Origin of the sequence: Mycolicibacterium frederiksbergense (assembly GCF_012223425.1) — a bacterium.
Taxonomy (GTDB): Bacteria; Actinomycetota; Actinomycetes; order Mycobacteriales; family Mycobacteriaceae; genus Mycobacterium; species Mycobacterium frederiksbergense.
Map to the genome: position 1 here is coordinate 4,598,394 of NZ_CP038799.1, position 18,085 is coordinate 4,616,478.

At 68.0% G+C, this 18,085-nt stretch carries 17 protein-coding genes; 12 read left to right on the top strand and 5 right to left on the bottom strand.

What is annotated here, in order from left to right:
- Positions 1–140 precede the first annotated feature (140 nt).
- From rplU to EXE63_RS25370, 6 genes are all read left to right on the top strand, one after another.
- On the top strand, positions 141–464 hold the full coding sequence (gene rplU / locus EXE63_RS25345; protein WP_168144207.1) for a 50S ribosomal protein L21: 324 nt from the start codon (positions 141–143) through the stop codon (positions 462–464).
- Positions 465–482: 18 nt separating this feature from the next.
- Positions 483–749, top strand: coding sequence for a 50S ribosomal protein L27 (gene rpmA / locus EXE63_RS25350; protein WP_019513236.1), 267 nt, complete (start codon positions 483–485; stop codon positions 747–749).
- Between the two features lie 89 nt (positions 750–838).
- Entirely contained in the window at positions 839–2,287 is a 1,449-nt protein-coding gene (obgE, locus tag EXE63_RS25355) for a GTPase ObgE (protein WP_168144208.1), read from the top strand.
- Positions 2,284–3,396: a glutamate 5-kinase gene (gene proB / locus EXE63_RS25360; RefSeq protein WP_168144209.1), complete on the top strand. Its 1,113-nt coding sequence runs from the start codon at positions 2,284–2,286 to the stop codon at positions 3,394–3,396. Before obgE ends, proB begins: the two co-directional genes overlap by 4 nt.
- 236 nt (positions 3,397–3,632) lie before the next feature.
- Positions 3,633–4,256 carry a PIG-L deacetylase family protein gene (locus EXE63_RS25365; protein ID WP_168144210.1) on the top strand — a complete coding sequence of 208 codons (624 nt, stop codon included), beginning with the start codon at positions 3,633–3,635 and terminating at the stop codon, positions 4,254–4,256.
- A gap of 21 nt (positions 4,257–4,277) precedes the next feature.
- The gene (locus tag EXE63_RS25370) at positions 4,278–5,552 is read left to right on the top strand and encodes a protoporphyrinogen/coproporphyrinogen oxidase (protein WP_234904263.1); all 1,275 of its coding nucleotides are present in this window, start codon (positions 4,278–4,280) and stop codon (positions 5,550–5,552) included.
- 12 nt (positions 5,553–5,564) lie between these two features.
- Here the strand turns inward: EXE63_RS25370 and EXE63_RS25375 are convergent, their stop codons facing one another.
- Entirely contained in the window at positions 5,565–6,191 is a 627-nt protein-coding gene (locus EXE63_RS25375) for a TetR/AcrR family transcriptional regulator (protein WP_168145770.1), read from the bottom strand.
- Positions 6,192–6,266: 75 nt separating this feature from the next.
- Here EXE63_RS25375 and EXE63_RS25380 point away from each other — a divergent pair, with 75 nt between their 5' ends.
- Positions 6,267–7,535 (top strand): cytochrome P450, encoded by a 1,269-nt coding sequence (locus tag EXE63_RS25380; RefSeq protein WP_168144212.1) that lies wholly within the window; start codon positions 6,267–6,269, stop codon positions 7,533–7,535.
- Here the strand turns inward: EXE63_RS25380 and EXE63_RS25385 are convergent.
- On the bottom strand, positions 7,532–8,365 hold the full coding sequence (locus EXE63_RS25385; RefSeq protein ID WP_168144213.1) for an NAD-dependent protein deacetylase: 834 nt from the start codon (positions 8,363–8,365) through the stop codon (positions 7,532–7,534). The genes EXE63_RS25380 and EXE63_RS25385 overlap by 4 nt on opposite strands.
- Positions 8,366–8,416: 51 nt before the next feature.
- Here EXE63_RS25385 and EXE63_RS25390 point away from each other — a divergent pair, with 51 nt between their 5' ends.
- Both EXE63_RS25390 and EXE63_RS25395 read left to right on the top strand, forming a co-directional pair.
- Positions 8,417–9,337: a phosphotransferase gene (locus EXE63_RS25390; protein ID WP_168144214.1), complete on the top strand. Its 921-nt coding sequence runs from the start codon at positions 8,417–8,419 to the stop codon at positions 9,335–9,337.
- Between the two features lie 45 nt (positions 9,338–9,382).
- Positions 9,383–11,425, top strand: a complete 2,043-nt coding sequence (locus EXE63_RS25395; RefSeq protein WP_168144215.1) for an NAD(+) synthase — start codon at positions 9,383–9,385, stop codon at positions 11,423–11,425.
- A gap of 7 nt (positions 11,426–11,432) precedes the next feature.
- Here the strand turns inward: EXE63_RS25395 and EXE63_RS25400 are convergent, their stop codons facing one another.
- The 3 genes from EXE63_RS25400 to EXE63_RS25410 form a co-directional block, all read right to left on the bottom strand.
- Positions 11,433–12,602, bottom strand: coding sequence for a DUF2306 domain-containing protein (locus EXE63_RS25400; RefSeq protein ID WP_168144216.1), 1,170 nt, complete (start codon positions 12,600–12,602; stop codon positions 11,433–11,435).
- 84 nt (positions 12,603–12,686) lie between these two features.
- A complete protein-coding gene (locus tag EXE63_RS25405) occupies positions 12,687–13,499 on the bottom strand; it encodes an enoyl-CoA hydratase/isomerase family protein (protein WP_168144217.1) in 813 nt (270 codons plus the stop codon).
- Positions 13,500–13,547: 48 nt separating this feature from the next.
- Positions 13,548–14,399: a ribokinase gene (locus EXE63_RS25410; RefSeq protein WP_168144218.1), complete on the bottom strand. Its 852-nt coding sequence runs from the start codon at positions 14,397–14,399 to the stop codon at positions 13,548–13,550.
- Between the two features lie 55 nt (positions 14,400–14,454).
- On the opposite strand from EXE63_RS25410, the gene EXE63_RS25415 reads away from it, so the two are divergent.
- From EXE63_RS25415 to EXE63_RS25425, 3 genes are read left to right on the top strand one after another with little or no spacing between them, the layout of a single operon-like run.
- On the top strand, positions 14,455–15,702 hold the full coding sequence (locus EXE63_RS25415) for a glutamate-5-semialdehyde dehydrogenase (RefSeq protein ID WP_168144219.1): 1,248 nt from the start codon (positions 14,455–14,457) through the stop codon (positions 15,700–15,702).
- Positions 15,695–16,609: an AAA family ATPase gene (locus EXE63_RS25420; RefSeq protein ID WP_168145771.1), complete on the top strand. Its 915-nt coding sequence runs from the start codon at positions 15,695–15,697 to the stop codon at positions 16,607–16,609. Before EXE63_RS25415 ends, EXE63_RS25420 begins: the two co-directional genes overlap by 8 nt.
- A complete protein-coding gene (locus EXE63_RS25425; protein WP_168144220.1) occupies positions 16,609–18,054 on the top strand; it encodes a vWA domain-containing protein in 1,446 nt (481 codons plus the stop codon). The genes EXE63_RS25420 and EXE63_RS25425 overlap by 1 nt, the downstream gene beginning before the upstream one ends.
- Positions 18,055–18,085: the final 31 nt, after the last annotated feature.

Here is an 18,085-nt window from a genome sequence, read left to right on the forward strand (position 1 = left end):
TCTACCCGCTGGTCACGTACCCTTGACCAGTTGTCGCGGGGCTTGCAGCCGCAACTGCTGGCTCGGCCCGCACCCAAGACCCGCACGTGCATATCCCAATTTGCGCGCGCCCAGACGAACGAAGCAGAGGTAGATCCACGATGGCAGCCGATAACGCCACGTACGCAGTCGTCAAGACTGGCGGCAAGCAGTACAAGGTCGCCGTCGGGGACATTGTCAAGGTCGAGAAGATCGAGTCCGAGCCCGGCTCGTCGGTCTCTCTGCCGGTTGCTCTCGTCGTCAACGGCGCCACGGTGACCACCGCGGCCGACGATCTGGCCAAGGTCGCCGTCACCGGCGAGATCCTGGAGCACACCAAGGGCCCCAAGATCCGTATCCACAAGTTCAAGAACAAGACCGGCTATCACAAGCGCCAGGGCCACCGTCAGCAGCTGACGGTGCTCAAGGTCACCGGAGTCAAGTAGGAACGGGAGCGAACAGACATGGCACATAAGAAGGGCGCTTCCAGCTCTCGCAACGGTCGCGACTCAGCCGCCCAGCGGCTCGGCGTCAAGCGTTTCGGCGGCCAGGTCGTCAAGGCCGGCGAGATCCTGGTCCGTCAGCGCGGCACCCACTTCCACCCGGGCGTGAACGTCGGCCGCGGCGGCGACGACACCCTGTTTGCCACGGCGCCCGGCGTCGTGGAATTCGGCGCCAAGCGCGGCCGCCGGACGGTCAACATCGTCCGTCTCGTGCGCTCGGAAGCCTGATAACCCGAGGACTTTCTGCGAACGTGAAGCTGCTGCGGGTTCTCTGAAGAAACTCGCAGCAGCTTTCGTTTTTCGGAAGGACTTATCCCATGCCCCGTTTCGTCGATCGCGTGGTCATCCATGCGCAGGCCGGCAACGGCGGTAACGGCTGTGCCTCGGTGCACCGCGAGAAGTTCAAACCCCTCGGTGGCCCCGACGGCGGCAATGGTGGCCGCGGTGGTTCCATCGTGCTGGTGGTGGACCCGCAGGTGCACACCCTGCTGGACTTCCACTTCCATCCACACGTGGTCGCCACCTCGGGTAAACCCGGCGCCGGTAGTAACCGTGAAGGTGCCAGCGGCGCTGACCTCGAGGTCAGGGTTCCCGACGGCACCGTCATCCTCGATGAGGACGGCCGGATGATCGCCGACCTCGTGGGTGCGGGCACCCGTTTCGAGGCCGTTGCCGGTGGCCGTGGGGGACTGGGCAACGCGGCATTGGCCTCCCGTTCCCGCAAGGCCCCCGGTTTCGCCCTGCTCGGCGAGAAGGGCCAGGCCCGTGATCTGACCCTGGAACTCAAGACCGTCGCCGATGTCGGCCTGGTCGGGTTCCCCTCGGCCGGCAAGTCCTCGCTGGTCTCCACCATCTCGGCGGCCAAGCCCAAGATCGCCGACTACCCGTTCACCACCCTGGTGCCCAATCTGGGCGTGGTGTCCGCCGGTGACCACACGTTCACCGTCGCCGATGTGCCCGGCCTGATCCCCGGCGCCTCCGCAGGCCGCGGTCTCGGCCTCGATTTCCTGCGGCATCTGGAGCGCTGCGCGGTGCTGGTCCATGTCGTGGACTGCGCCACCATGGAACCCGGCCGCGACCCGATCTCCGATATCGAGGCTCTGGAAGCCGAGCTCGCCGCCTATCAGCCGACCCTGCAGGGTGACTCGACGCTCGGGGATCTCGCCGACCGTCCGCGCGCGGTGGTGCTCAACAAGATCGACGTTCCCGACGCCCGCGAACTTGCCGAGTTCGTCCGCGACGAGGTCGCCGAGAAGTTCGGCTGGCCCGTCCTGGAGATCTCAACGGTGAGCCGGGATGGCCTGCGCCCGTTGATCTTTGCATTGTGGGACATGGTCGCCGCCTACCGTGCGGCCCAGCCCGAAGTGGCGCCGCGCCGCCCCGTGATCCGCCCGATCGCGGTCGACGAGACCGGTTTCACCGTGACTCCGGACGGCCAGGGCGGTTTCGTGGTGCGTGGCGCCCGGCCCGAGCGCTGGATCAACCAGACTCAGTTCGACAACGACGAGGCCGTCGGCTACCTCGGGGACCGGCTCGCCCGCCTCGGCGTCGAGGACGCCCTGCTCAAGCTGGGCGCCAAGCCTGGGTGCGCGGTGACCATCGCTGACGTCACCTTCGACTGGGAGCCGCAGACCCTGGCCGGTATCGACACCCAGATGTCCGGTCGCGGAACCGATCTGCGCCTGGAACAGACCGACCGCATCGGTGCGGCCGAACGTAAGGTTGCCCGCCGGGAGCGTCGTCTCCCCGACGTGGACGAGTCGTGAGCCTGCACCGGGAGGCGGTCCGCACGGCGCGCAGCGTCGTCGTCAAGATCGGCACCACCGCGCTGACCACCCCCTCCGGCGTGTTCGACGCGGGCCGGCTGGCCGGACTGGTCGAGGCCATCGAAGGCCGGATGAAGGCCGGCTCGGATGTGGTGATCGTGTCCTCGGGTGCGATCGCCGCCGGCATCGAACCGCTCGGATTGAGCAGGCGCCCCACCGATCTGGCGACCAAACAGGCCGCTGCCAGCGTCGGGCAGGTGGCTCTGGTCAATGCCTGGAGTGCGGCGTTCGCACGCTATGAGCGGACCGTCGGACAGGTACTGCTGACCGCCCATGACATCGCGATGCGGGTGCAGCACAACAACGCTCAGCGCACCCTGGACCGGCTGCGTGCATTGCACGCGGTCGCGATCGTCAACGAGAACGACACGGTGGCCACCAACGAGATCCGGTTCGGCGACAACGACCGGCTCTCGGCATTGGTCGCGCATCTGATCGGTGCCGACGCGCTGGTGCTGCTCTCCGATATCGACGGTCTATACGACGGCGATCCGCGAAAGGCCACGGCCGACAAGCCGGCCCGGTTCATCCCGGAGGTGGCTGCCGACGGTGATCTCGACGGTGTGATCGCCGGGCGGGGGAGCAGTCTGGGCACCGGGGGAATGGCCTCGAAGCTGTCCTCGGCCCTGCTCGCGGCGGACGCCGGGGTGCCGGTCTTGCTGGCGGCCGCAGCCGATGCCGCGGCCGCTCTCGACGATGCGTCGGTGGGCACGGTCTTCGCGCCGCGCCCCGAACGCATGTCGGCGCGGCGGTTCTGGGTGCGCTACGCGGCCGAGGCCAGTGGCGCCCTGACGTTGGACGCAGGCGCGGTCCGCGCGGTCGTCAGCGGCAGGCGATCACTGTTGCCCGCCGGGATCACGGCGGTGTCCGGCAAATTCCACGGCGATGACGTCGTCGAACTGCGCGGGCCCGATGGCGAGCCGGTCGCCCGGGGCGTGGTGGCCTACGACGCGGCCGAACTGGTCGCCATGATCGGCCGGTCCACCCGCGATCTGCCACCGGAACTGCGACGTCCCGCCGTGCACGCGGACGATCTCGTCGCCACCTGAGGCAAAACCGCCGGTACCGGCATTTCACAGGTACCTGTGAAAACCAGCTAATGCCGGTTGGCAAATTTGTCAGATGCAAATGCGGCGTTGCCTGCACCTTTGCGGTCGGCCGGCGTTGGCACTGATCATGATCACAACGCCCCTGCATGACGCCACTGCGAGCTAATGCCGACACCGTGCGTAACAACGCGGTATGCTCCGAATCAATTCGGTGTCAGCAAAGGGGAAGTAGGGGCATGACACGTCGATCGGTACTCGCGGTGGGGGCCCACCCCGACGATATCGAGCTCGGCTGCGGGGGCGCCTTGGCTAAGCATGTCGCGGCCGGTGACAAGGTCGCCATGCTGGTGGTCACCCGCGGCGAGGAGGGCCCCGGCCGGTCGGCCCAGCGTGTTTCCGAGCAGCTTGCCGCCGTCGATGTGCTGGGCGTGGACACCTTGCTGTGGGGCGAGGGATTCCTGGATTGTCGGGTGTCGCTGCAGGAGTTCGAACTCGTGCACTTGATCGAAGACGCGATCGAGCAGGTTTCGGCCACCGTCATCTACACCCACATGGCCAATGACAGCCATCAGGATCATCGGGTCGTCTCGCGGTGCACCATGGGCGCCGCGCGCTGGGTGTCGACCATCATGGCCTACGGCGGTCCGTCGGCGGTCAGCTTCAACCCCACCTCGTTCATCGACATCTCCGATTCCCTCGACAAAAAGGTCGAGGCGCTGATGTGCCACGTCTCGCAGGCCGAAGCCAGTGAGAAGGTCAGCGCTTCCTGGGTGCGCAGCTCGGCCGAGCATTACGGATTCCTGTGCAGGCGCCCGTTCGCCGAGGGTTTCGAACCGATCCGCCAGGTCGTCGACTTCTAAGCTGTGCCAACGTTTCTCGTAGTGGGCGCCGGCACCACCGGCATCGGCGCCGCGGTCCGCCTCACCGAACTCGGTATCGATCACCTCGTGGTGGATGCCGGGGAACGGCTGGGCGGTATGTCCGCCTCGGTGACCGACGACGCCGGTTTCACCTGGGATCTGGGTGGTCATGTACTGCACAGTCACTTCGCCGACTTCGACCGCGCCGTCGAGGCCAGCGGAGTCGCCCTCAACCACGTCACCCGCAACGGCTGGGTATGGCTGTCCGGCGACGGGCCACAGAGCTTGGTGCCCACGCCCATTCAGCAGCAGCTCAGCGAGCTACCCCAGGATCTGGACCCCGAGGCCCCGGTCGCCCATCTGGCCGATTACTACCGCAACAACTTCGGTCGCCGCCTCTACGACGAGTTCTTCGAGCCCTACAACCGCAAGATGTGGACGCTGCCGCTGGAGGACGTCGACCACGAATGGACCTCATTGCGCAGCGGAAGCGCCGCGCGCAATGTCCCGGTGCTCGGATTGGCCGGCGGACCGCCGCCGCCGGCATCGACGTTCCCGTATCCGGTCGGGGGCACCGGCGCGCTGTGGCAGGCGGTACACGACCGGTTGATGACACCGGGGTCGGTTCGGCTGCGCACCCGGGTGCTCGGCATCGATACCGCTGCCCGGGAGGCGCACCTCGATGACGGCAGCACGGTGGGGTTCCGGTTCTGTATCAGCACCGCCCCGGTCACCACCGCGCTGAACTGGATCGGCTGGTCCGAGCCGGCGCAGACCCTGCGCGCCAGCCGGGTCCACGCGGTCGGTCTGGGCTACGACGGGGAGCCACCGGCGGCGCTGGCGGACAAGACGTGGCTGTACTGCCCGGCGGAATCCGTGCCCTGGTACCGCGCGACGATGCTGAGCAATTACGACCCGGCCAATGCCGGACCCGGGCGGTGGAACATCCTTTGTGAGGTACCGGTTTTCACCGGTGACCCGATATCGGCGCCGGACGCGGTCGAGGGTGTGCAGCGTTCACTGCAACTGCTGGGCGCCGACCCGGCACGGGTGGTCAGCCGTTTCGCCGACACCCTCGAATTCGGCTATCCGGTGCCCACGCTGGGGCGCGATCGACTGCTGCGTGCGGCCGACGAACAGCTACGTGCACACGGCATCTACAGTCGGGGTCGCTTCGGAGGGTGGCGATACGAGTCGTCGAACCAGGACTACGGCTACGTCCAGGGCCGCCAGGCCGTCGACAATGCGCTGACCGGTGCGCCCGAGGATGTGTATTGGCATCCGGAGCGGTTCTGAAGCTCTCCAGCCTCATCCCTCCAAATACAGTGCGCCCCTGATGATCTGGGTTAGTGATGCGGCCAGTTCGTCATCATAGGAGCTCGGCTGCGTCGGCAGGTTCTGCTGGCAGACCCGTTCCACCATCCAGACCAGGCTGCTGGCCGTGGTGGCAGCGGGCAGGGTGGTACGGATGGATCCATCTGCCTGCCCGGCCTCGATGACGGCGGCGAACTGCTCGCCGATGCCGGTGAGCAGCTCCCGATACGTCTCACCGACCTGGGCGTCGTAACCGGCCATCTCGTTGAGGGCGATGAGCACGGGTTGGTGGCGCCGGTAGCTGGCGATGATGCGGGCCATGGCCGAGTGGATGTCGCTGGGGTCGCGGCGTCCGGCCACCGTCCACCACTGGGCGGCATCGGTGGTCAGATCGCCGAATACCTGGCGGGCCAGCCGGCGCAGCAGGTCGCCCTTGTCCTCGAAGTAGATGTAGAAGCCGGCGCGCGAGATGCCGGCCTCGGTGGCGAGCCGGTCGACGCTGAGCTCGGTGAAGCTGGTGCCGTCGGCCATCAGCCGGTCGGTCGCGTCGAGCAGTTGGCGTTCGATCTGTTCGCGGCGTTCCTGGCGGCTGACCTGTGGCTTGCGGGTCGTTCGAGTCACCGATGCCATGCGGTCAGCGTATCCGGCTGCTGACCATCTTGCTTAGACACTGCGTCTAGGCTTATTGTCAGCATCATGACTGTGTCGCCCCTCACATCTACCGGTGCACGCTCCTACGACCCCATCGACATCTCGTCGAAGGCCTTCTGGTCCACGACGGCGGCCGAGCGCGAGAAGTCGTTCGCCCAACTGCGGGCCCAACGCCCGGTGAGTTGGCATCGGCCCGTCGAGGAGACGCTCATGCCCGACCCCGAGGATCCCGGCTATTGGGCCGTCACCCGCCATGCCGACATCCAGGCGGTGAGTCGCGACAGTGAGACGTTCCTGTCCGGGAAGGGCGTGCTGTTCGACACCGTGCCCGAGGAGCTGCTGGAGGCATCGCAGTCGTTCCTGGCCATGGATGCGCCGCGGCACACGCTGATCCGCAAGCTCGTGCATTCGGCCTTCACGCCGCGGCAGGTGGCCCGGATCGAAACCTCGGTCAAGGCCAATGCCCGCGCGATCGTCGAGGAGCTCAAGGACACGGGCAGCGGGGTCGACTTCGTCGACCAGTGCGCCAAGGAGCTGCCCATCCGCACGCTCTCGGACATGGTGGGTATCCCGGCATCGGAGCGCCAGCAGGTGGCTCACGCCGCCGACGCGTTGGTGTCCTGGGCCGACCCGATCTACCTGGCCGGCCGCAACCCGCTGGAAGTGCTGGTGACCAACCAGATGTATCTACATCAGGTGGCGCAGGCGCTGGCCGCCGACCGCCGGCAGAACCCGGGCACCGATCTGATCAGTGCGCTGGTGCACGCCGAGGTCGACGGTGACCGGCTGACCGATGCCGAGGTGTCGGCGTTCTTCGTGCTGCTGGCGGTCGCCGGAAACGACACCACCCGCCAGGCCAGCAGCCACGCCCTGAAGGCGCTGACCGACTTCGGTGACCAGCGGGCCTGGCTGATGGAGGATTTCGAGGACCGCATCGGCGGCGCGGTCGAGGAGTTCGTGCGCTGGGCCAGCCCGGTGATGACCTTCCGGCGCACCGCCGCCGTCGACGTCGAACTCGGCGGCCAGCAGATCGCGGCAGGCGACAAGGTGGTGATGTTCTACGCATCGGGTAACTGGGACACCGAGGTGTTCGACCGTCCCGAACGGTTCGACCTCAACCGGAAACCGAACGCGCATCTGGGTTTTGGTGGCGGTGGACGGCACTTCTGTCTCGGCGCTCACGTCGCCCGGACGCAGCTTCGGGCGCTCTTCGGTGAGCTGCTGACCCAGTTGCCGGATATCGCCGCCGGCGAACCCGCCTATCTGCAGGGCAACTTCGTCCACGCGATCCGTGCGATGCCCTGTACGTTCTAGCGCACGGCGGGTGCGGTGAGCTCACCGGCGAGCAGGGTCAGCAGCTCCGAGCAGCCGGCCTCGACCTTGACGGTGGCCAGCGCGTCACCGCGGGTCGGGCCACGGTTGACGATGGCGATCGGCATGCCCGCGGCCGCGGCGTGGCGGACGAACCGGTAGCCGGAGAACACCGTCAGCGAGGAACCCGCGACCAACAGGGCGTCGGCGGCCTCGACCAGTGAGAATGCTTGCTGCACACGCTCCTTGGGCACGCTCTCGCCGAAGTAGACGATATCGGGCTTGAGCATGCCGGCGCAGCGCGGGCAGTCCAGATACCGGAAGTCCGAAGTGTCGGCCACCACGGCATCGGCATCGGGGGCGACCGCGATGCCGCCGACCTGCTCTGCGCGTTCGGCGAACCCGGGGTTGAGTGCTTCCAGTTCGTCGGCGAGGGCCTCCCGCGACATGGTGAGCCCGCAGTTCAGGCACACCACCTGGGCGTAGGTGCCGTGCAGGTTGACCACTTGCCGGCTGCCGGCCTTCGTGTGCAGCAGATCGACATTCTGGGTGATCAACCCCGACACCACCCCGGCAGCCTCCATGCGTGCCAGCGCGCGGTGCCCGGCATTGGGCGCGGTGTCGTCCATGTGGCGCCATCCGAGATGGTTGCGCGCCCAGTAGCGCTGCCGGAACACCGGGTCGGAGCGGAACTGACCGATCGTCATCGGGTTGCTCGGCGGGGAATCCGGCCCGCGGTAATCGGGAATCCCCGAATCGGTCGACATTCCCGCACCGGTGAGGACCGCCACCCGGCGTCCGGCCAGAGCCGCGACCAGTTCGGGAGCATCCACCCCACCGAGGATAGGCGCGTCCAGCCCATCGACGCATGGCATGGTGGCCCCATGGTGTGGCTCTCACCCGATCAGCTTGCCGACCGCCGCCGGCGCGCCGCGGAGGCGGCACTGGAGGCCGGTCGTGCGCTCGGACTGGGGGCCGAGTGCACGACCGTCCTGCACGACGTGTTCTCGGTGGTGGTGCGCCTGGACCCGACCCCGGTGGTGGCCCGGGTCCCGGTGGTGCTGCCGCCGGGATATACGCCCGAACTGCAGCACGCCCGCCAGCAGCGAGAGTTGGACGTGGTCGCCTGGCTGGACGCCAAGGGCGTGCCGGTGGTGCCGCCCAGCCCGTTGGTGCCGCGGACCCCGGTGCGTCAGGGCGGATTCCCGATGACGTTCTGGGAGTTGGCCGACGTGGCCACCGATCACGAGCCGTATTCGGGGGTGGCCATCGCCAAGAGCGCCGAGCTGCACGCCGGGCTGTCCGGGTACCGTGCACCGCTGCCGTTCCTCGCCCCGTTCAACGAGGCGGGGCCCGGCATGTTCGCCGCCCTCGAGGAATCCGACCTGCTGAGCGCCACCGATATCGAGCGGGCCCGCGCCGAGTACGCCGCGCTGCGCACGGTGCTCAGCGATCCGGCCGCGTTCGCCGCGCGGCATCCCGGTGTCAGCGTGCAGGCCGTGCAAGGAGATGGTCCGTCGCACAACGTCATCCGCACCACCAGCGGTGTCCGGTTCTCCGACTTCGAGGACGTATCTCTGGGGCCCGTCGAATGGGATCTGGCAATGCTGGGCCCCGAGGCGGTGGCCGAGTACGACGAGGCCGCCGTGCGGCTCGGGCTGCGACCCACCGACTTGGCGGTGCAGCGTCTCATGGACGCCGCCCGTGCCCTGCAGTTCATCAGCTGCGCGACGTTGGTGCCGCAGCTGCCGATCCTGGCCGACGGGCTGGCCTCGGTCATCGAGGAGTGGCGGCGCTCGGCCTGACCTGACCTGACGTGGCGTGTTTGCGTCTGATGCCAGAATGACCGGGTGGACTTCTACTCCGCCTACCGACACGGGTTCGTGCGGGTGGCCGCTTGCACCCACCACACCACGCTGGCGGTTCCCGCTGCCAACGCCGAATCGGTGCTGCGGCTGGCCCGGGAATGCCACGACGAGGCCGTCGGGCTGGCGGTGTTCCCGGAACTGACGCTGAGCGGATACTCGATCGAGGACATCCTGCTCCAGGACACCCTGCTCGACGCGGTGGAAGAGTCGCTGGCCACCGTGGTCGACGCGTCCGTAGACCTGCTGCCCGTGCTGGTCATCGGCGCGCCGCTGCGGCACCGCAACCGGGTGTACAACACCGCCGTGGTGATCCACCGTGGCGCGGTTCTCGGGGTGATTCCCAAGTCCTACCTGCCGAACTACCGCGAGTTCTACGAGAAGCGCCAGCTCGCCGCCGGTGACGATATCGACGGGATGATCCGGCTCAACGGGGTGGACGTGCCCTTCGGGCCCAACCTGCTGTTCGCCGCCACCGATCTGCCGGACTTCGTGCTGCACGTCGAGATCTGCGAGGACATGTGGGTTCCGGTGCCGCCCAGCGCGCAGGCGGCGCTGGCCGGCGCCACGGTACTGGCAAACCTGTCCGGCAGTCCGATCACCATCGGCCGGGCCGACGACCGCAAGCTGCTGGCCCGGTCGGCATCATCGCGATGCCTGGCTGCCTATGTCTACGCCGCTGCAGGCGAGGGCGAGTCGACCACCGATCTGTCCTGGGACGGGCAGACGATGATCTACGAGAACGGCGTGCTGCTCGCCGAGTCCGAGCGCTTTCCGAAGGGGGAGCGACGCAGTGTCGCCGATGTGGACACCGGGTTGCTGCGTGCCGAGCGGCTGCGGATGGGCAGCTTCGACGACAACGCCCGGCACTACCGCGTCGCCGGCGATGCCTTCCGCACCATCGAGTTCACCCTGAATCCGCCGGGCGGCGACATCGGGTTGCGCAGGCAGATCGAGCGATTCCCGTTCGTGCCCTCGGATGCCACCCGGCTGCAACAGGACTGCTACGAGGCCTACAGCATCCAGGTCGCCGGACTGGAGCAGCGGCTGCGGGCATTGAACTTCCCGAAGGTCGTCATCGGGGTCTCCGGCGGGCTGGACTCCACCCACGCCCTCATCGTCGCCGCCCGCGCGATGGACCGGGAAGGCCGGCCCCGTAGCGATATTCTCGCGTTCACCATGCCGGGGTTCGCGACCGGTGATCGCACCAAGGGCAACGCCATCGCATTGAGCCGGGCGCTGGGCGTGACGTTCGCCGAGATCGACATCCGCGAGACGGCGCAACTGATGCTCACCGAGATGGATCATCCTTTCGGCCGCGGCGAGAAGGTTTACGACGTCACCTTCGAGAACGTGCAGGCCGGGCTGCGCACCGACTACCTGTTCCGGCTGGCCAACCAGCGCGGCGGGATCGTGCTGGGTACCGGGGACCTCTCCGAGCTGGCGCTGGGCTGGTCCACATACGGTGTGGGTGACCAGATGTCGCACTACAACGTCAACGGTGGTGTGCCGAAAACGCTGATACAGCACCTGATTCGGTGGGTCATCTCATCAGGTCAGTTCGAGGACGCCGTCGACGAGGTGCTGCAGTCGGTGCTGGACACCGAGATCACCCCCGAGCTGGTGCCCGCAGGCGAGGACGAAGAGGTCCAGAGCAGCGAGGCCAAGGTGGGCCCCTATGTGCTGCAGGACTTTTCGTTGTTCCAGGTGCTGCGCTACGGTTTCGGCCCGTCAAAGGTGGCATTCCTGGCCTGGCATGCCTGGCACGACGCCGAGCGTGGGCACTGGCCGTTGGGGTACCCGCTGGACAAGCGGCCTCAGTACTCGCTCGCCGAGATCCGGCGCTGGCTGACGGTGTTCGCGCAGCGCTACTACTCGTTCTCCCAGTTCAAACGATCGGCACTGCCCAATGGTCCCAAGGTCTCGGCCGGCGGCGCGCTCTCGCCACGCGGTGACTGGCGTGCGCCCTCGGACATGTCCGCCCGGATCTGGCTGGACGAGATCGAGCGACATATCCCGGAAAGCTAGCCAAAGCTCATACGGCTGATGGTGTTTCGGCTGTGGATAGGCGAGGCTGGTGGGGCTCATCGGTGCGCATGCGGGCGGCGGCGTGGACCACCACCCCGAAGCAGATGGTGATCGGGATGCCGGCACCGTCCATGCCGCCGGCGATGATCGCGTCGGCAGCGGTGAACGTGGGTGGCACGATCAGCGAGAACAGGGTCACCGACACCGGGGCTGCGGTGAATCCCCAGAGCAGCCATCGCCATTGCCGCTCCCGGGCCGTGTCACGCCGTTTGCGGGAGCGGGCCACGCCGACCGCGGCCAGCGCGATGGCGATCCAGAGTGGCACCAGGTGGAAGGCCACCAGAGTGTGCGGTATCGGTTCGGGCAACCGCAGCGTCATGGCGGTGTAGGTGAGCGAGCCCGCCACCGCCACCGCCACCGCTGCGCCGTACCGCCATGCCGGCACGGGTGTGGTCACATCGTCGGGAGGGGGTCGCTGGGAGACCATGAACGCCGCTGCCGCGGCGCCCGGCGCGACGACACCAAGAATCAGGGAGGCCACCCCGATGTTGGTCAGCAGGTCATGTTGGGGGATCAATGGCTGAATCCCGATCCAGATGAACCGCAGCAAGGGGGCGGTCAACATGAAGGCAATGCTGTAGGTCATCCACGCCCGGTGGCTGATCACATCGCGCTTGCGGATCGCGTACACCGCGTACCACGCGCTGGCGAAGGTGGCTATCGCCAGTGCCCGCAGCTGAGTCTCGAACGCGGGCCCGATGAAATGCTCAGCCGGAGGGGTGGCGTACAGGAATATCAAGGCGGTCAGCATGCTGACCGACATCAGCGCGAGATAGGCGCGACCGATCCATCGATGCGCAGCGGGCCGACGTGTGCGGAGTCGGGCCGAGAACTGGAACAAGGCCAGTGCCAAGGCCAATGCGCCCAGCGTGGTGTGCACCAGCAGCACCACCCGATGCTCGGCGTAGGCGGCGTGGCGGACCGACTGCACCGATCCCTCGTCCAGGGCGTACCCGCGACCGTTGATGGCCGTGTTGATCCCGTCCTGCCAGTTGGTCACCTCGGGGTGGAAGAGCGGCCAGGTGTAGTTCAGTGCCAGTGGGAGATAGAGGGCAGCCACGACGGCGGTGACGATGAAAAGCCCCCGCGAAACCGCCCTCTGCTTGTGGTCGTCCATTTCAAGATCAGATATTAGGCGGCGATATCGACGTGTCGCTCCGTTCGGCTGATCTTGATACGTTCGACCGACGGGGAGCAGGTTCTAGAGCCGGCCGTCGATACGCAGGTCGGGGTGCACCCAGTCCGGCGAGCGGCGCTCCTTGAACGCCACGAAGCCCTGGCGGGCCTCGGGTCCGCTGTAGCTGGCCTTCATCCCGATGCGGTCGAACAGGCCCAGATAGTTGTCCAGGCTCGACTTGATCACCGACCGGGCGGCCGGCGCGGTCCGACAGACCTGTGCCAGCACCTCTTTCGCCTCGGCGAGCAGATCGTCATGGGCCACCACCCTGGTCACCAGGCCCCAGTCGAGTGCCTCGGCGGCCGTGAGGACCCGGCCGGTGAACATCAGGTCGCGGGTGCGCACCGGGCCGATGAGCCGGGCCAGCATCTGGCTGTAGTAGGTGTCGGCGATGCCGCGGAACAGTTCGGGCACCCGGAAGGTCGCGCGTTCGCTGACCACCGCCATATCGCTGCACAGCGCGATCTGCATACCCCCGCCCTGGGCGAGACCGTTGACCGCCGACACCACCGGCTTGACCGACTGGCGCAGCGTCTCGAACGGCGTCACGTCCATCGACAGTGCCGAGCCCCACGGCATCCAATCGTCGGTTCCGTCACCGCCGCCCAGATCACCGCCGGGGGCGAAGACGTCGCCGGTGCCGGTGATCAACAGGCCGGCCAGAGCGGGATCGGTGTCTACGAGGCTGACCGCGTACCGGATGCCGAAATACATGGCCGGGGTCATGGCGTTGCGCGCCTCGGGCCGGTCCAGGCGCACCACCCCGAACGGGCCGTGGCGCTCGAACTTCAGGAACGGGGTACCGAGCCAGTCGCCCTCGGGCGGTCGCGGTGTCATGGCAGCCGACTATAACGGCAACTGTTGATGTTCCAGTTGAGCGCCGTTTCAGCCGAGCGCGTCCTCGATGGCCTCGTCATCCGGGGCGCAATCGCCGGCGCCCGGTATCAGCGTGGCCAGCGCGCCCGCCGCACAGGCGCGCCGCAACGCGTGCGGTGGGCCGGCCGCCCAGCCGGCGGCAAGCACTCCCGCGAATACATCGCCGGCTCCGGTGGTGTCCACGGGCTCGACGTCCGGGGCCGCGACCGCGGTCTCGTCGTCGGCGTTGCGGTGGGTGGCCCCGCGGGCACCCAGGGTGGTGACCAGATGTGGCACCGGCCAATTCCAGCGTTGTGCCTCGGATTCGTTGACGATGACGACATCGGTGACCTCGGCAAGCTGCGCCAGGATGGCCGGATCGGCGCCCACCGGGGAGGCATTGAGCACAACGGTCGCCCCGGCGTCCCGCGCGATCCGGGCCGCGGCGAGCGCCGTCTCGCCGGGGATCTCCAACTGCAGCAGCAGTACCTCACAGCCGGCGACCAGATCGCGCAGATGCGGCGAGCTCAGACTGAGATGCCGATTGGCCCCCGGTGCCACCACGATCACGTTCTCGGCGTGCGCATCCACCACGATGCTGGCCGTTCCGCTGGGTATCGGTAGCGCGACGAGCCCGCTGACGTCCACCGTGTTGGCTTCCAGATGGGCCCGAAGCGCCGCGCCCGTGTCGTCCTGGCCGACCGCGGCCACCAGCACGACATCGGCGCCGGCGCGGGCCGCGGCCACCGCCTGGTTGCCGCCCTTGCCGCCGGGGGCCCGAACCATCGACGAGGCCAGCACCGTTGCGCCGGGTGCCGGCAGTGCCTGCACGGCGAAGACCAGGTCCATGTTCACGCTGCCCACCACACATACCCGCGTCACGCACCAACGGTAACCCCACCGGGCCGGGCCCGGGGATGCCCGATACGCTGGCTTAATGAGTGTGCAGACACCTGTCACGACCGACCTGCGACAGCAGGTCCACGATGCTGCGGCGGCCGCCCGGATCGCGTCCCGCGCGCTGGTCACCCTCAGCACCGTGACCAAGAACCGCGCGCTCCATGCCGCCGCGGACGCGGTGCTGTCGCACGCCCACGACATCCTGGCCGCCAACGCGGAGGACCTGGACGCGGCGCGTGCGGCGGGCACCGCCGAGGCGATGCTGGACCGCCTGGCCCTGAATCCGCAGCGCATCGACGGCATCGCGGCCGGGTTGCGCCAGGTGGCGGGCCTGCCTGACCCGGTGGGCGAAGTCCTGCGCGGGAGCACCTTGCCCAACGGTCTGCAGCTGCGCCAGCAGCGGGTGCCCCTCGGCGTGGTCGGCATCGTCTACGAGGGCCGCCCCAATGTCACCGTGGACGCTTTCGGTCTCACCCTGAAGTCCGGTAATGCGGTCCTGCTGCGCGGCAGCTCCTCGGCGGCGCGTTCCAACGCGGCGCTGGTGTGGGCGCTGCGCGAGGCGCTGGTTGCCGAAGGGCTGCCCGCCGATGCGGTGCAGTTGCTGCCCTGCGAGGACCGGTCCAGTGTCACCCACCTGATCCAGGCCCGCGGCCTCGTCGACGTCGTCATCCCACGTGGCGGGGCCGGACTGATCGCCGCCGTGGTCCGCGATGCCACCGTCCCCACCATCGAAACCGGTGTCGGCAACTGTCACGTGTTCGTGCACGCCGCCGCCGATCTCGATGTGGCAGAACGCATCCTGCTGAACGCCAAGACCCGGCGGCCCAGCGTCTGCAATGCCGCCGAGACACTGCTGGTGGACCGGTCCGCCGCCGACACCGTGTTGCCGCGACTGCTGGACGCGCTGCAGGGCGCCGGCGTCACCGTCCACCTCGACCCCACCGACGAGGAGCTGCGTGCGGAGTTCCTGTCCATGGACATCGCGGTGGCACTCGTCGACGGCGTCGACGGTGCCATCGAGCACATCAACGAATACGGCACCGGTCACACCGAGGCCATCGTCACCACCGAACTTGCTGCCGCGCAACGGTTCACCGAGCGGGTGGATGCCGCCGCGGTGATGGTGAACGCTTCGACCGCCTTCACCGACGGCGAGCAGTTCGGTTTCGGCGCCGAGATCGGCATCTCCACCCAGAAGTTGCACGCCCGGGGCCCGATGGGGCTTCCCGAACTGACCTCCACCAAATGGATCGTGTGGGGCGACGGCCAGACCCGTCCTGCCTGAACACCGCTGCGAAAAGAGCACATGTGAGCCTCCCGCCCGCCCGGCCCCGCTGTTCACCGATATCGACGATGTCGCCAAGCGGCTCGCCGAAACCGGCTACCTGCCCGACAAGGCCACCGCCACTGCGGTGTTCCTGGCCGACCGTCTCGGTAAGCCGCTGTTGGTGGAGGGTCCCGCCGGTGTCGGCAAGACCGAACTGGCCCGCGCCGTCGCGCAGACCACCGGATCGGAACTGGTCCGCCTGCAGTGCTACGAAGGCGTGGACGAAGCGCGTGCCCTCTACGAGTGGAACCACGCCAAGCAGATCCTGCGGATCCAGGCGGGAACCGCAGGCACCGGTGACTGGGACCAGACCAAGACCGACGTGTTCAGCGAGGAGTTCCTGCTGAGCCGTCCGTTGCTGACCGCGATCCGGCGCACCGACCCGACCGTGTTGCTCATCGACGAGACCGACAAGGCCGATATCGAGATCGAGGGTCTGCTGCTGGAGGTGCTCTCCGATTTCGCGGTGACGGTGCCCGAACTCGGCACCATCAGAGCCGAGCGCACCCCGTTCGTGCTGCTGACCTCCAACGCCACCAGGGAGCTGTCCGAGGCGCTCAAACGGCGGTGCCTGTTCCTGCACATCGACTTCCCCGACCCCGATCTGGAACGGCGCATCCTGCTTTCCCGGGTTCCCGAGCTGCCCGAGCGGATCGCCTCGGAGTTGGTGCGGATCATCGGGGTGCTGCGCGGGATGCAGCTCAAGAAGGTGCCGTCGGTGGCCGAGACGATCGACTGGGGCCGCACGGTGCTCGCGCTGGGCATGGACACCATCGACGACGAACTGATCGCGGCGACGCTCGGGGTGGTGCTCAAACACCAGTCCGATCAGGTCAAGGCGGCCGGCGAGCTCAGGCTGAACTGATGGCGTCCCGCCGCACCCGCCCACCACAGCCGCTGGCCCCCAACGGAATCCCCGGACACCTGGTGGAGTTCGTCGAGGCGCTGCGTGGTGTGGGCATCGCGGTGGGGCCGTCGGAGACGGTGGACGCCGGCCGGGTGATGACCGTGCTGGGGCTGGGGGACCGGGAGGCCCTGCGCGAGGGCCTGGCCTGCGCGGTACTGCGTCGCGCCGACCACCGCGACACCTACGACGCCATGTTCGACCTGTGGTGGCCGGCCGCGTACGGCGCGCGGACCGTGATCGAGGACGAACCCGATGCCGAGGCCGGCCCGGAGGGTGTGCCGCCCGAGGACATCGAGGCGATGCGCGCGGCGCTGATCGACATGCTGGGCCCCGACAGCGATCTGGAGAACGTCGACGACCGGTTGGCCGCGATGATCGCGCGGATCGTGGAGGCCTACGGTCGGTACAACTCCAGTCGCGGTCCGTCGTACTCGTCATATCAGGCGCTCAAGGCGATGGCGCTGGACGAACTGGAAGGCCGGCTGCTGGCGGGGTTACTGGCGCCCTACGGGGAGGAACCCACCCCGACGCAGGAAGAAATAGCCAAAGCGATGGCTGCGCAGCGTGTTTCGCAGCTGCGCCGGATGGTGGAGGCCGAGACCAAGCGGCGCACCGCCGAACAGCTCGGCCGCGACCATGTGCAGATGTACGGGGTGCCGCAGCTCGCCGAGAACGTCGAGTTCCTGCGTGCCTCCGGCGAGCAGCTGCGCCAGATGCGCAAGACCGTGCAGCCGCTGGCCCGCACGCTGGCCACCCGGCTGGCGGCCAAGCGGCGGCGGTCGGCGCACGGCCAGATCGATCTGCGCAAGACGCTGCGCAAGTCGATGTCGACCGGCGGGGTACCCATCGAAGTCGTGCTCAAGAGACCACACCCAGCCCGGCCGGAACTGGTGGTGCTCTGTGATGTCTCGGGCTCGGTGGCCGGTTTCAGCCACTTCACGCTGATGCTGGTCGCGGCGCTGCGCCAGCAGTTCTCCCGGGTGCGGGTGTTCGCCTTCATCGACACCACCGACGAGGTGACCCACATGTTCGGGCCGGAAGCCGACCTGGCGGTGGCGGTGCAGCGCATCACCCGTGAAGCCGGCGTCTACACCCGCGACGGGCACTCCGATTACGGGCACGCATTCGTGTCGTTCGCGCAGAACTTTCCCAACGTGCTGTCACCGCGTTCCTCGCTGCTCATCCTCGGTGACGCCCGGAACAACTACCGCAACCCCGAGACCGAGCTGCTGACCCGGATGGTGAACGCCAGCAGGCACGCGCACTGGCTCAACCCCGAGCCCAGGCACCTGTGGGGCAGCGGTGACTCGGCCGTCCCGCGCTACACGGACCTGATCCCGATGCACGAGTGCCGGTCGGCCAAGCAGCTCGCCGCGGTGATCGACGCCCTGCTGCCGGTCTGACCCGTCGGCACCGACGAGCGGGCCCGGAACA

Coding starts and splice junctions, on each gene's coding strand:
- rplU (WP_168144207.1), top strand. CDS start 141: ATGGCAGCCGATAACGCCACGTACGCAGTCGTCAAGACTGGCGGCAAG.
- rpmA (WP_019513236.1), top strand. CDS start 483: ATGGCACATAAGAAGGGCGCTTCCAGCTCTCGCAACGGTCGCGACTCA.
- obgE (WP_168144208.1), top strand. CDS start 839: ATGCCCCGTTTCGTCGATCGCGTGGTCATCCATGCGCAGGCCGGCAAC.
- EXE63_RS25365 (WP_168144210.1), top strand. CDS start 3,633: ATGACACGTCGATCGGTACTCGCGGTGGGGGCCCACCCCGACGATATC.
- EXE63_RS25380 (WP_168144212.1), top strand. CDS start 6,267: ATGACTGTGTCGCCCCTCACATCTACCGGTGCACGCTCCTACGACCCC.
- EXE63_RS25390 (WP_168144214.1), top strand. CDS start 8,417: ATGGTGTGGCTCTCACCCGATCAGCTTGCCGACCGCCGCCGGCGCGCC.
- EXE63_RS25400 (WP_168144216.1), bottom strand. CDS start 12,602: ATGGACGACCACAAGCAGAGGGCGGTTTCGCGGGGGCTTTTCATCGTC.
- EXE63_RS25405 (WP_168144217.1), bottom strand. CDS start 13,499: ATGACACCGCGACCGCCCGAGGGCGACTGGCTCGGTACCCCGTTCCTG.
- EXE63_RS25415 (WP_168144219.1), top strand. CDS start 14,455: ATGAGTGTGCAGACACCTGTCACGACCGACCTGCGACAGCAGGTCCAC.
- EXE63_RS25425 (WP_168144220.1), top strand. CDS start 16,609: ATGGCGTCCCGCCGCACCCGCCCACCACAGCCGCTGGCCCCCAACGGA.